Annotated in this window: 12 protein-coding genes; 5 read left to right on the top strand and 7 right to left on the bottom strand. The window is 38.5% G+C overall.

The annotated features are described in order from the left end of the window. Positions 1 to 14 precede the first annotated feature (14 nt). From ACFILT_RS02125 to ACFILT_RS02110, 4 genes are all read right to left on the bottom strand, one after another. Positions 15 to 407 carry an MliC family protein gene (locus tag ACFILT_RS02125; protein ID WP_375633929.1) on the bottom strand — a complete coding sequence of 131 codons (393 nt, stop codon included), beginning with the start codon at positions 405 to 407 and terminating at the stop codon, positions 15 to 17. Positions 408 to 424: 17 nt separating this feature from the next. Then, positions 425 to 820, bottom strand: a complete 396-nt coding sequence (locus ACFILT_RS02120; RefSeq protein ID WP_375679499.1) for an MliC family protein — start codon at positions 818 to 820, stop codon at positions 425 to 427. 415 nt (positions 821 to 1,235) lie between these two features. Beyond that, positions 1,236 to 2,369 (bottom strand): 3-dehydroquinate synthase, encoded by a 1,134-nt coding sequence (gene aroB, locus ACFILT_RS02115; RefSeq protein ID WP_375620917.1) that lies wholly within the window; start codon positions 2,367 to 2,369, stop codon positions 1,236 to 1,238. Continuing rightward, entirely contained in the window at positions 2,344 to 2,976 is a 633-nt protein-coding gene (locus tag ACFILT_RS02110) for a shikimate kinase (protein WP_375606223.1), read from the bottom strand. Before ACFILT_RS02110 ends, aroB begins: the two co-directional genes overlap by 26 nt. A 260-nt stretch (positions 2,977 to 3,236) precedes the next feature. Here ACFILT_RS02110 and ACFILT_RS02105 point away from each other — a divergent pair, with 260 nt between their 5' ends. From ACFILT_RS02105 to ACFILT_RS02095, 3 genes are all read left to right on the top strand, one after another. Beyond that, on the top strand, positions 3,237 to 4,175 hold the full coding sequence (locus tag ACFILT_RS02105; RefSeq protein WP_375628561.1) for a site-specific tyrosine recombinase XerD: 939 nt from the start codon (positions 3,237 to 3,239) through the stop codon (positions 4,173 to 4,175). 78 nt (positions 4,176 to 4,253) lie between these two features. Beyond that, positions 4,254 to 5,210: an acetyl-CoA carboxylase carboxyltransferase subunit alpha gene (locus ACFILT_RS02100; RefSeq protein WP_375611312.1), complete on the top strand. Its 957-nt coding sequence runs from the start codon at positions 4,254 to 4,256 to the stop codon at positions 5,208 to 5,210. 40 nt (positions 5,211 to 5,250) lie between these two features. After that, entirely contained in the window at positions 5,251 to 6,000 is a 750-nt protein-coding gene (locus tag ACFILT_RS02095) for a L,D-transpeptidase family protein (protein ID WP_375612743.1), read from the top strand. A gap of 890 nt (positions 6,001 to 6,890) precedes the next feature. Here ACFILT_RS02095 and ACFILT_RS02090 read toward each other — a convergent pair. The 3 genes from ACFILT_RS02090 to ACFILT_RS02080 form a co-directional block, all read right to left on the bottom strand. Continuing rightward, positions 6,891 to 7,952 (bottom strand): CobW family GTP-binding protein, encoded by a 1,062-nt coding sequence (locus ACFILT_RS02090; RefSeq protein ID WP_375678883.1) that lies wholly within the window; start codon positions 7,950 to 7,952, stop codon positions 6,891 to 6,893. A 405-nt stretch (positions 7,953 to 8,357) separates the two neighbouring features. Beyond that, positions 8,358 to 9,455, bottom strand: coding sequence for a D-alanyl-D-alanine carboxypeptidase family protein (locus ACFILT_RS02085; RefSeq protein WP_375611309.1), 1,098 nt, complete (start codon positions 9,453 to 9,455; stop codon positions 8,358 to 8,360). 692 nt (positions 9,456 to 10,147) lie between these two features. Continuing rightward, on the bottom strand, positions 10,148 to 10,954 hold the full coding sequence (locus ACFILT_RS02080) for a lysophospholipid acyltransferase family protein (protein ID WP_375628565.1): 807 nt from the start codon (positions 10,952 to 10,954) through the stop codon (positions 10,148 to 10,150). A gap of 128 nt (positions 10,955 to 11,082) precedes the next feature. Between ACFILT_RS02080 and thiD the strand changes: the two genes are divergently transcribed. Further along, positions 11,083 to 11,937, top strand: coding sequence for a bifunctional hydroxymethylpyrimidine kinase/phosphomethylpyrimidine kinase (thiD, locus tag ACFILT_RS02075; RefSeq protein ID WP_375678884.1), 855 nt, complete (start codon positions 11,083 to 11,085; stop codon positions 11,935 to 11,937). Positions 11,938 to 12,496: 559 nt separating this feature from the next. After that, positions 12,497 to 12,896, top strand: a 400-nt coding sequence (locus ACFILT_RS02070) for a phage tail protein (RefSeq protein WP_375679498.1), incomplete at its 3' end; no start/stop codon positions are given.

Here is a 12,896-nt window from a genome sequence, read left to right as displayed (position 1 = left end):
TGTAAGAACCTTCTTTATTCTGTGCTTTTTTCTTCTACACAGTGGATGGGCTTTTCTTCTTTTGGATCATTAATAAGATCGTAAAATATGGCTTCATTTTTAGTTATCCACCAAATGTATTGACCACCCACATATTTTCCTCCAGAAGCGGCAATTACATTAGAACCAACGATGCGCTTACCGTTCCATTTTAAATCAACAAGCGCAATATTGCCAGCATTATGATAAGTTGCCTCAACATGCTCTTTGCTTGTTCCCATGTCGCATTGATAGGAGACGGTCTCTGTTGTTGGTTCTGGATCATTTGGGACTTCAATGACTAAAGAACTTGCTAATGCATTAATTGAACCGAGGAGGAACACACTTAAAGTAATGAAAAATTGTTTAGTAAAAGAAATTTTTTTCATAATATTTCCCGTGTTATTTAAAATAATAATGTTGACTCATCTTTACATAGGATAGGTTTTTTTTCTTCTGGATCCTGAGCAAGGTCATAAAGCGTGACTTCTTTGTTCTTTTCCCACCAGATGTACTGAGCTCCTGAAAATTTTGCTCCTGTTGCCGCGATGACATTAGCAGCAATGACACGATCACCGTTCCATTTGAAATCAACCAACGAAATATTGTCAGCATTAAGATAAACTGCCTCTACGCGCTCTTTACCTGTTTCAGTATCACACTGATAGGTAATGGTCTCTGTTTTGGGCTCTGGATTGTCTGGTACTTCAATGATTAAAGAACCAGCTAAGCTATTGTTTGAGCTGAAGAGTGATAAACTTAAAGCGGTGAAAAATCCTAAAATGTGCAAAGTTTTTTTCATGATGCTTCCCTATATTCCTAATATTGTGCACAAAGAATAATTTGACTGATACGATGGTGTCTACGGCAGGATTCGAACCTGCGACCCCAGGATTCATACCACTTCGATTTTCACCGCCAGCCTTATCGGCTGTTTGTGGTCTGGACTGTCTCTTCACCTTGAAGCTTTTGCTCTTTAGGTGCTGCCCGTTCAGTCTCTACACCTTTCTCTCATTTGAAAAGAGACTTGGCTCGGGATTGGCATATAGTCGCCCATGAAGCTTTCCCCGAATTTGAGCAGATTCACTTTGAGGATTTCTTCTCAAAGTGCCCAATTTCTTTAGGAATCCTGTGCTCTATCCTACTGAGCTACGCAGACATCATCATGTTAATCTTTAATAGAAGTATAAAAACGAATCAATTATATTCAATATGAATTAACGAATTTCTGTTAATTTTTGTTCCAAAAAGGATAAAACGGCATCTGGTGAAACATTTTTTGCAATAAATGATTGGCCAAGTCCGCGTGTTAAGATGAAAGTCAAATTGTTTTGCGAAACTTTTTTATCTTGGGCAATGAGAGTCATTAAAGTTTCAGCATCTGGTAGACACCCTGGGATATCCTTTAATTGTGTAGGCAATCCTATAGATTTGAAGTGCGCTTCAATGCGTTGTGTAAGCGTGGGGCTTATTAAATTTAATTGAGCAGAAAATTGATGAGCTAGAATCATCCCAATTGCTACACTTTCGCCATGGATTAAACGGTTGGAGTCATAAGCGGTTGCTGTTTCAAGCATGTGTCCAAATGTATGGCCGAGATTTAAGAGTGCGCGCTCTCCTTTCTCATGTTCGTCACGTGCTACAATGGCAGCTTTAAATTGGCATGAGCGAACAATGGCCTCTGTTCGCATAGGGCCATTAGAGAAAATTTTCTGCCCATTTTTTTCAAGCCACTCAAAAAAGTCAGGTTGGTTAATGAGACCGTATTTTACTATTTCTGCGTAGCCAGCGCGAAATTCGCGCGGTGGCAGGGTATCAAGAAGACACGTGTCAGCAATAACGCATTGTGGTTGATAAAAGGCACCAATAAGATTTTTGCCATATTGGCTATTGATTCCCGTTTTTCCACCAACAGAGGAATCAATTTGTGCAAGAAGCGTTGTGGGCATTTGAATGAAGTTCATGCCACGGCGGATTATACTTGCCGCAAATCCTGCTAGATCACCAATGACACCACCGCCAAAAGCAATAACACAGTCGCCTCTTTCTAAGCGTGCAGCAAGAATTTGATCGATGACAACTTGCAGGGTTGAAAATGATTTTGATTGTTCTCCTGCTTCTACAATAATAGGGACAGTATGAATTTTATTTTTTGTTAATTCTGCTTGCAATATCTCCAAATGAAGGGAAGCAACATTTGTATCTGTAACAAGTGCCAAGCGCGTTTGATGAGGATCTTTTTTATTAAGAGCATGTTTAATTTGTGAAGCAGCTTGTGTAATCAGACCCGGACCAATGATGATATCGTAACAGTGTTTGTCCAGTTTAACAGTGACGGTTTTGGTTTGCATGCTGGTTATCCCTATTGTTAATTTCTGTGTATAGGTAGTGCTGTACGGATCGTATAACATTTTGTGCTACGGTATGACGGCTTTCTTTATGACTGTTAATTGTTAAGTTTGCCTTTGCATAGATAGGATAACGCTGTTCCATGAGTTTTTGCATGGTTTCTTTAGGATTGGCTGTTTGAAGCAGGGGACGTGTTGGGTGCTTTGAGACACGTTGCATGAGGATATCAAGATCGACTTTTAGCCATATGGATATACCATTTTGGTGAATGGCTTTTCGGATATTTTCATTTATGTAGGCACCACCACCTGTTGCTAAAACAAGGGGACTTTTTTTCATGAGGTTTAGAATAACACGCTGTTCAAGAGCACGAAATTCGGATTCACCATAAATTTCAAAGAGTTCCGTGATTGTCATTTGTGCAGCTTTTTCAATTTCTTGGTCAGAATCATAAAAAGGTAAACGAAGCATGGTGGCGACGCGTTTTCCGATCACTGATTTGCCTGCCCCCATAAGACCAACAAGGACAAGTGCTCTTTTATCAAGGGACGATAAGAGCTGATTCTTTATTTGTGTTATGGGGACGCGTTTTTGTCGATTGCTTTTCATAACTTTATTTCGGCATTTATCCATCTTAAAGTCAATTCCTGTTAATCTTTGTGAGGCATAATACGAGATAGAATATTTTTGGGTAGGTTATTGTCTTATGCCAACATTGACTAGATTTTTGATGATTCTTTTCATTTTGCTTTCTGTTCTTTTCATTATAATGGGTGCTCTTGTGGTTTGGGTTGAACCAGTAACTGTGGATATGTACATTGATGTTCCCTTGGATTCATGGAATCTTTCTACGGAAGCGAATCAATGAAATGAAAAGTGGTGCTGTGATAGATCATTTTCTTGAGATGATGAGTGCGGAGAGAGGGGCTTCGTCTCATACGCTTGCGGCTTATCAGCATGATTTGCAGTGGGCACAAGACGAATTGTCTTCACACTCTGTTTCGCTTTTTTCAGCACAAAAAGAAGATTTAATTACTCTTTTGTCACTTATGCATACTTTTGGTTTTGCGGCATCGTCGCAAGCGCGCCGTTTATCGACTTTGCGTCAGTTTTATCAATTCCTTTATGCTGAAGGGTTGAGAGCAGATGATCCCTCTCATGATATTGATGCACCTCGTCAGGGGCGTCCTTTGCCCAAAATCATGAGTGAAGATGCAGTGATAAAATTGCTTGATTTTGCGGAGTTAGAAGTCAATCAAGCAGACTATGGGTCTAAAGGTTATTTCCGTGCACTGCGTCTTCAGCTATTGATTGAAATGCTTTATGCAACAGGGTTACGTATTAGTGAGTTGGTGAGTCTGCCGGTTCAGTCTGTTCGAAGGAAGGAATACAGCGTTTTGGTTCGTGGTAAGGGCAAAAAAGAACGAATGGTGCTGTTATCAAAAAAAGCATGCCAAGTTCTTTCACAGTGGTTAAATTTGCGTGATCAGGGAAAGGACGCTACGAGTTCTTATCTTTTTCCTGCGCATTCCGAGACAGGATATATTGCTCGTCAAGTCGTTGCACGAGAGTTGAAAAATCTCGCTAGAAGAGCAGGGATAGGAAGTGATAGCTTTTCTCCCCATGTGTTGCGTCATGCTTTTGCTAGTCATCTTTTGCAAAATGGTGCTGATTTGCGTGCCGTTCAACATTTGTTAGGTCATTCTGATATTGCTACCACTCAGATTTATACCCATGTGTTGGAAGAGGGACTTTATCGTTTAGTCAATGAGCATCATCCACTTGCCGATGAGCAAAAGGCTCGTTAAAGAAAAGGTGATGTTTTTGAAAAAGACTTTATAAAGCAAATTATAAGTGTATAAGTGACACTGAATGAGTTGACACAAATGTATAATTATCTTGATTTTGAAAAACCAGTTGCTGATCTTGATGGGAAAATTCTTGAATTAAAAAAAATTTCTCAGGAAAAAGGCAGTCTTGATATGAGTGACGAGATTGCTCGTCTTGAAACGCGTTCCCAAACAGCGTTGCGCGATATTTATAAAAAATTATCGCCGTGGCAAAAAACACAAGTCGCTCGTCATCCGGATCGTCCCCATTTTATGGACTATTCTAAACGCCTATTGAGTGACGTTACGCCTTTGGCCGGAGATCGCAAGTTTGCTGAAGATGAGGCTATTCAAGCGGGGTTTGCACGCTTTAAAGGTGAGGCCGTTGCTTATATCGGTCAAGAGAAAGGTCACGATACGCAAACACGTTTGCGCTATAATTTTGGTTCTGCGCGTCCAGAAGGCTATCGTAAAGCTGTACGTATTATGGAAATGGCTGACCGCTTTGGTTTGCCACTCCTCACTTTTATTGATACAGCAGGTGCTTATCCTGGGGTAAGCGCTGAAGAACGTGGGCAAGCGGAAGCAATTGCTCAATCAACAGCTACAACTTTGCGTTTGAAAGTTCCTGTGGTTTCCGTTGTTATTGGAGAAGGCGGTTCTGGAGGGGCGATAGCAATCGCGGCTGCCAACAAAGTTTATATGTTGGAGCACGCAATTTACTCTGTTATTTCACCAGAAGGAGCAGCTTCTATCTTATGGCGTGATCCAGCTCGTGCAAAAGATGCTGCAATGAATATGCGTATTACCGCTCAAGATTTGTATCGCTTAAAGATTATTGATGGCATTATTTCGGAACCTTTAGGGGGAGCGCATCGTGGCAAAGAGATTGTCATTGATGCAACGGGTGATGTTATTTCAGAGGCTTTAAAAGCTATGGCTGGAAAAGATGGTCAAGTGCTTAAACAAGAGCGAAGGGAAAAATACCTTCAAATTGGTCGATCTCTAACATAGGTTATTTTTTGTGAGGGGTGTTGGATTGGAGTTTTATTCGATGACATTTAGCAGATTCCTTGCTGTGTGTGTGTTGTTTGTAATGGGACTATTGACAGCATGTGAAGGAAGATTACCAGCCTCTATTCGCGCTAAAGTTGAGCAGCCGTTGCCGCAAGAAATCAAAAATAGAATGGTTCTGTATGATATAGATCCCTATGCACCGATTATGATGCGGTTTTTTAAGGAAGAAAATCTTGCTGAAGTTTGGAAGCAATCTCGTTCAGGACCTTTTATCTTGGTTGCTCGCTATGGCATTTGCAAATGGTCTGGTAAGCTTGGACCTAAATATAAAGAAGGGGATCTTCAGACACCAGAGGGTTTTTATACTATTAGCGCAAACCAAATGAATCCTTATTCAAAATATTATCTCTCTTTTAATATAGGATTTCCTAACCTTTATGATCAGGAAAATGGTCGCACAGGAAGCAATCTTATGGTGCATGGTTCTTGCTTTTCCGCAGGTTGTTATTCTATGAGTGATAAGAACATGGCTCAGATTTATGCGTTTGCACGGGATGCTTTTAAAGGAGGACAAAGAGAGTTTCAGTTGCAGGCTTTTCCTTTCCGCATGACCGAGGATAATATGTCACGTCATAGCAAGAATCCTCATTATCAATTCTGGGTTATGCTTAAGAAAGGTTATGATTTTTTTGAAAAAAATCGTCAACCTCCAACTGTTGAGGTTTATGGAAAACGTTACGTTTTTAATCGCGATATTGATAAAAATTCAGTTTCTCTAATGCAGTGAGTGTTATTGTATTCTACAGCACCGTAAACACTATCACTTAATAATGGTGATACAGGATATGCAAAAACTTTGCACATAAGGTGTTTAAGTGAGTAGTCAATATTTTAAAGCGCAGAGTTTTTTCATAGAGCTTTATGTAAGTAAATCATATGAAGTGGGAAGCCAAGAGGAATTTTCTCAAAGAAGTTGGATTGTTTGCACATCGTTACTGGTATCAATCTTCGTTTTTAGTGAAGAGTAAGTTAACATGAAATGTACCTCTCTTTTTATTTCTTTCAAAGAGTTTTATTCTTTTATGCTGTAAAATATTGTCTTGTCGTGCTGTTATATAAGATACATTCACATATTTTAAAATGCGATATTGCCTCTGTCTGATTTTGGTTTTTTTCTTAACAGGGATTTTGATTTCAATTAGCTTGAGTAAACATAGAGTTGAGCAGAATATTTTAGAACCAAGAATTTGGCCAATCGGTCTGTGAAATGAATCATATGAAGTGGTTTGCAGATGAAGCGCATTTAGAGAGAAAACAATCTGTTTGCAGATTGATGGGTATTAAATTTTTTATCATAACAATTTGATTTATAATGATAATTTAGTGTTGTTCAAGTTAAATTAAAACCCTGAATACCATAAGATTCTCTCATTTCAAAGCCGTTCCATGTTGAATAAATTAAAACCATTTTCTTGCACGTTACAAGCGGGGATAACCGCGTGGGTGAAACTGTGCAAGAAAGACTAAAATGCTTTTTACAAACCGTCTCAAGTACCAAGGGCTTGTTTCAACATTGGGAATTAGCAAAGTGTGTAATGGTGCCGGTTTACTTCTTTAAAAGCATAAAGATGGTGGTGCCAATGAATTTAATATTATATCATTGAAGGGGAGAAAAAATTAAAATTTTATTCCTGGAATGACCAGAGGATTTTCTAAGAGAGCTGTTTTGTCTGCAGTATCTATTGCTGGTTTATTAAAAAAAGCATTGAGGAGCTTTTGTATTGCGTCTTTTTCAACACCATCGGCAATGATGACAAAACGTGTTTGTTTTATTCCTTTTGGCCATGCCGGCAATCTTATGGGAGGATGAAAAAATGTTTGTACGCCATGTAATACAAGTGGGCGATAAGGGTCATCACGCAATGCGATAATTGCTTTAATACGTAATAATTTTGTACCATAACGCTCTTGTAGGAGATCTAAAAAAGCTTCAATTGTGGGGTAATCAACAGGACCCTCACAGTTTAATGAAAAGGTACGAATGGTTTTATGGGGGGTATGATCATGTGGGGTAGTCGTAAGATTTTGTTTAAGTTTTGTATTTTCTACTTTTTCATCCCATAATGTGTTATTTATTAATAGATTTGAACAGAAATCTTTAGAATGGGCGTCAATGATTTGTGCTGTAGGATTCATTGTTTTAAGTGTGCTAAGGAGTGCATCTGAAAGCGTTTGTGGGTCTCTAAGATCTGTTTTGGTGAGAATGATTTTATCAGCAAATATTAATTGTTTATATATTTCAGGATAGCGCTTACATATGGAAAGTGGACTTAATGTATCAAATGTTGCAAGAACAGCATTTATGGACAATGTTTGAATAAACAATGGGTGGCTTAAAAGTATTTGTAAAATAGGGGCGGGATCAGCCATCCCTGTGGTTTCAATGATAATATGATGGAGTTGTTTGATCTGTCCTGCCTGAACGCGATTTATTAAATCAATTAATGTGTCGATGAGATCACTGCGTAAATTACAGCATAAGCAACCATTGGCAAGCTCAATAATTCCTTCTGTCGTTTTTTCAACCAGAAGGTGGTCAATACTGATTTCGCCGAATTCATTGATGATAACAGCACATTCTGTTAGAAGAGGGGCTTGTAGCATACGGTTGAGCAAAGTTGTTTTGCCAGAGCCTAAAAAACCCGTAATAAGCGTGAGAGGGATGCGCTTTATTTTCATGTTAATCATCAATCATAGTTTTGTTTTTAAAAAATATATCTCAGTATGTCTAACCAATTTATAATGATGTCCGTGAGGGATGTAATGGTTAATCCCTCATGAGATCCATTGTACCACTATCTTTACGCTTATAAAGGTAGGTGCACGTGGGTATATTATACACTTTTAGCGTCAATGTTATGATAATTTTTGGTTCTTGAAAGGACTTATAGGAAGGATTTTTATTCCTTGTTTTAATTATTTTATCTACATGTTCATCCACCTTGTGGCGCGCAAGAGACTGGTTTTATTGATTCAACAAATACAGATTTGAAATGAGAGAATCTTACAATACTTGTGGTTTTGACATAAGGTACAAAATAATTAATTATCATTATAAATCAAAGTATTATAATTAATTGTAGATTATGATTTATGGCTTTTTATAGAATGGTTTGCGTGCCTTTTATACGGAATATAGGGTTTTCTTAGTGGTTTTACTGTCATTTTAGGTGTTTGTGGCGTACGAATGAGGTGTACTGATAAAGGATGAGAAAAAGAAGGTGGAGCAGTGATAAAAGGTGAGGTGAGAATAATATTTCCTTGATCATCATATGAATTTGCATGCATTTTTATGGCTTCAGGTGTGCATGTTTGTTGTCTCATATTGTTGGCTTGTGTTATGTTGCTCCCATAAGGTTTTAATGTTGCTAGTGTTAATTGGGGGCTTCCTTGGTGCAAAAATCCTATTTCAAGAAGTTGTGCAGCTTTTTCTTCTCTTTCACTTATGTTGTTAGCACCTAGAATGACAGCAATAATTGTGCGTTTATTGCGGGTGGCTGAGGCAACAAGATTAAAACCAGAGGCACAAATAAAGCCTGTTTTCATACCGTCTATCCCATAAAAACGGCCAATGAGGTTGTTTGAGTTATGTTGGATTTTTCGATTATTACCAAAATCAATGGCTGGAATAGAAAAATAATGAGCATATTGTGGAAATTCTCGACGTATTTGAACGGCTAAAAGAGCAATATCGCGTGCCGTGGAGTAGTTTTGAGGATCTGGTAAACCACTTGCGTTCGCAAAATGGGTGCCAAACATGCCTAAACGTTTAGCTTCGCTATTCATTTTACGTACAAAATCTTTCTGTGAACCCGCAACAGCTTCACTCATGGCAATGGCTAAATCATTGGTAGATTTAACCATGGTGATACTTAAGGCTGTATCAAGTGTGAGTACAGAACCAGCTTTATAGCCTGAACGATATGAGGGAGCTTTTGCGGCGTATTCGCTGATGGTGATATGTTTGTTTGGTGAAACTTCCCCTCGGCTCATGGCACGAAAAATAACATAAGCGGTCATTAATTTTGTCAAGGAAGCAGGATACCAACGCTCAAAAGCTTGATTATGTTTTAAGATTCGCCTCGTTGTAACATCAACAGAAATAAAAGGCTGCGCTAGAGCAACAGCGCTGGATAAACTCAAAATCACAGAAAAAAATAAATTATAGAAGAGACGTCGCATTAATTTAAATCTAGTTCCCTCTTATTCGTTATTTAGAATTGTTTTAATGTAGCACACAAAGCATTTAAGTCTAGGATAGGAAGGAAAGATGGTTAATTGCTGTATCCGTTGTGTCTGTGGGATAAAAACCAATTCTCATTTTTATTTTCCCCTTGAATTTGGTTTGATGACTTAAGTATCTCAAGAAATACTTTTTAAATAATGAAGATTGTACAAGATTTCAGGTTCTTGGAGGGATTGAATTTCTCAGAAAGGAATGAATCTGCATAATCATGCATTTTTCTTGCTCTCCTGTTAGGATAGCCCTTGGCACTTGAGACGGTTCGTAAAAAGCATTTTAATCTTTTCTTGTATCGTTTTATTCACACAGATATCCCCGCTTGTAATGTGTAAGAAAATGATTCTAATTGATTCAACCTAGAATAGATTTGAAATGAGAAAATCTTACGGTATTCAGGGTTCTCATTCAAGTTGAATAACGCTAAAACATCCTTATAAATCAATGAGATGTATGTTATTTAAATGATTTTAAAGAGAGGAAGAATTCTTTTTCAAAAAAATTTACACATTGATCATTTCTTATCATGTACAAGTGTTTTACAATTTTAAATTAGAAAGTTTGAAGTATCTTTCTTATATTTTTGTTCCCTATACTCCGCTCAATATACAAAGTTATGCATTATTCTTATCAATCAGTGCATTGTTTCATGTTGATTTAGTTTTTGAAGTTTCTGAACAGCGTATGGTGGCATAGGAGGAGGGGTAGGGTCTTGAGCTGCTAAGAGAAGCAGTTCATCACACGCTTTTTCAGTTTTTTGGACAAGTTGATCTAGAAAATCACGTTTGCTTAAACCAGCCTCTATCGGGGGAAGAATACGGACACGAATTGTTCCGGGATAGCGGCGAAAATTATTGCGTGGCCAATATAAACCCGCATTGTGTGCAATAGGGACAACTTGAAGTCCTAATTCATTATAGAGCGCGACAATTCCTGACTTATAATCTGGTTCTTGACCGGGTTGTCGGCGTGTTCCTTCGGGAAAAATCAAGATTTGGCGCCCTTGTTTTACTTTCTCTTTTGCTTTTTGTATAATCATTTTTAAGGCTTTGATGGGTGTTGTGCGGTTAATGGGGATAATTTGCGTTTTTGCCATATACCAGCCAAACAATGGAATCCACATCAATTCACGTTTTAAAATGAGAGTGGGATCATCAAAATAGGGAACAAGACTGAAAGTTTCCCAAGCCGATTGATGCTTTGGAGCAATGATGTAGGGTCCTTTGGGAAGATTTTCTAAACCTTCAATCTCATAACTTGTGCCTGCGATGTATTTTTGCAAAAAGAGAGTAACGCGCGCCCATGTTTTAGGGACAATCCATGCCTTTTTGCGGGGCATTAAAAAATAAACGGGAGCGTAAAGAATCATTTGTATGAAAGTTGTTGTATAAAAAGCGAACGTAAAAAGAATAGAACGAAGGATAAGCACTACATTTTCCATTTTATATCTATAAGAAGACTTCGTATATAATATAATTCACGTGAGAAAACATCTTCTTTATATTTTTTCAAGCATCTATTTTTCGGTAACTCATTTTCCGATATTTAAAAACAGAAGGAAAGAGGTTGATGGAATTACAAAAAGATAAACTTTTTATTCCACGGATTTTATCTATTGCGGGAACAGATCCTTCTGGTGGCGCTGGAATGCAGGCGGATTTGAAGGTTTTTTCAGCTATGAAAACTTATGGTATGAGTGTGGTTACAGCTGTTGTTGCACAAAATACTCAGGGTGTGCGTTCTTTTCAGGCATTAGATGCTTCTTTTGTTGCAGATCAAATTGATTCTGTTTTTGAGGATATCCATGTTGATGCCGTTAAAATTGGTATGGTTGCAAATGCTCAGATTGCACAGGTTATTGCAGAACGTCTTGCTTATCATAAAGCGCGTTTCATTGTTTTTGATCCGGTTATGGTTGCAAAAAGTGGTGATGTTCTTTTAAAGTCTGATGCAATTGAAATTATGCGTGATGTTCTTGTGCCGATGTCAACTTTGATCACGCCAAATTTGCCTGAAGCTGCATTGTTATTGGGATGTGAAGTGCAATGGTCTTTAGAGACTATGTATCAATATGCTCCACGACTCTTGGCGCTAGGGTGTCATGCAGTTTTGTTAAAAGGGGGACATTTGAATACGCTTACCAGAAATAGTACAGAAAATTACGATTGTTCTAGTCCAGATCTTTATTGTGATTGTGAAAACCTTGTTATACTTGAAGCCTCTCGTCTTTCAACCACTCATGATCATGGGACAGGGTGTACCATTTCTGCTGCCATTGCAGCTCTGTTACCTACTCAACCTTTGGATTGCGCTGTTAAACAAGCAAAAGATTATTTGCATGGCGCTTTAACTGCCGCAGATGCTTTAAAAGTAGGGAAAGGGCGAGGGTCACTTCATCATTTTTATGCATTATGGAAAGATTAATACAACGGTTGATAGTGAAAAATCTTCACTCTATGAATTTGTTTCGTCATTATATGATGTTTTGGACTTATGACTGATAAATGTTAGCGTATTGTAGCTTAACAGTTATTTTGTATTAAGAAGGATAAGAAAAAATGTTATAATTTGCTTCTTTTATATATTTTTTACGATTAATCTATCCTGTTTCAGAGGCAATTTTGAGTATAAAAAAGAGAGCAAGGAATTGTAAAATCAGGATTTGATAGCAAAAAGAGTAGAGGGAAAGACCTTTTACAAGGCGATATTAAAGCTGGCGGATCCACTATATTCGCTGTTTCTTATATTGGTGGCAAAACAACCATTCAACCGATTGCACAATTTGCAGGGGCGGGGCGTGCAAATTCCCCTTTCACAGAAGCAAAAGGCAAAGAGCGTTCCACTATCACACACAATCAAAATGTCACAGTGCATGTTAATGGGGCGCGTGAACCCATGGCCACTGGTCGTGCGGTTGCCCATGCCATTCAACGGGTACGCGCCAATGCATTGCATGGCGGGACAGAATGAGGGGAGGGAGCCTATGAGAGATCCTTTGATGATGTTAGGTCCGCATCAATTTTATGTGGACTGGCTGAATTTCCAATCCTTTGAAGAAGAGTTTTCCGCCTCATGGGTTTGTATGGAGCGTTTTGGCAAGGCACCCAGTTTGCAATTTACCGGCTATGGCAATGATGCAAAAACCATTCATGGCGTTTGGTTTCCAGAAGAATTTGGTGACCGTGTAGCCATTGATGCTATCACTACAACTATTCGAAGAGCAAAGCCGGTCCAGATGCTTCGTTGGATTAATGATACCACCTATAGTGTCCTTCTCCATGGACCCGTGGTGATCATTACACTCAATAAAGACCATGACTATATCAGTCGCTCTGGTCAATCCCAGCGCATCCGCTATTCCATTACGCTCTTGCCCTTTTTTA

This window comes from Bartonella sp. AP7XZML (genome assembly GCF_042195745.1).
GTDB lineage: Bacteria > Pseudomonadota > Alphaproteobacteria > Rhizobiales > Rhizobiaceae > Bartonella.
This window is presented reverse-complemented; position numbering and strand designations above follow the sequence as displayed.

Coding starts and splice junctions, on each gene's coding strand:
- ACFILT_RS02125 (WP_375633929.1), bottom strand. CDS start 407: ATGAAAAAAATTTCTTTTACTAAACAATTTTTCATTACTTTAAGTGTG.
- ACFILT_RS02120 (WP_375679499.1), bottom strand. CDS start 820: ATGAAAAAAACTTTGCACATTTTAGGATTTTTCACCGCTTTAAGTTTA.
- aroB (WP_375620917.1), bottom strand. CDS start 2,369: ATGCAAACCAAAACCGTCACTGTTAAACTGGACAAACACTGTTACGAT.
- ACFILT_RS02110 (WP_375606223.1), bottom strand. CDS start 2,976: ATGAAAAGCAATCGACAAAAACGCGTCCCCATAACACAAATAAAGAAT.
- ACFILT_RS02105 (WP_375628561.1), top strand. CDS start 3,237: ATGAAAAGTGGTGCTGTGATAGATCATTTTCTTGAGATGATGAGTGCG.
- ACFILT_RS02100 (WP_375611312.1), top strand. CDS start 4,254: ATGTATAATTATCTTGATTTTGAAAAACCAGTTGCTGATCTTGATGGG.
- ACFILT_RS02095 (WP_375612743.1), top strand. CDS start 5,251: ATGACATTTAGCAGATTCCTTGCTGTGTGTGTGTTGTTTGTAATGGGA.
- ACFILT_RS02090 (WP_375678883.1), bottom strand. CDS start 7,952: ATGAAAATAAAGCGCATCCCTCTCACGCTTATTACGGGTTTTTTAGGC.
- ACFILT_RS02085 (WP_375611309.1), bottom strand. CDS start 9,455: ATGCGACGTCTCTTCTATAATTTATTTTTTTCTGTGATTTTGAGTTTA.
- ACFILT_RS02080 (WP_375628565.1), bottom strand. CDS start 10,954: ATGGAAAATGTAGTGCTTATCCTTCGTTCTATTCTTTTTACGTTCGCT.
- thiD (WP_375678884.1), top strand. CDS start 11,083: ATGGAATTACAAAAAGATAAACTTTTTATTCCACGGATTTTATCTATT.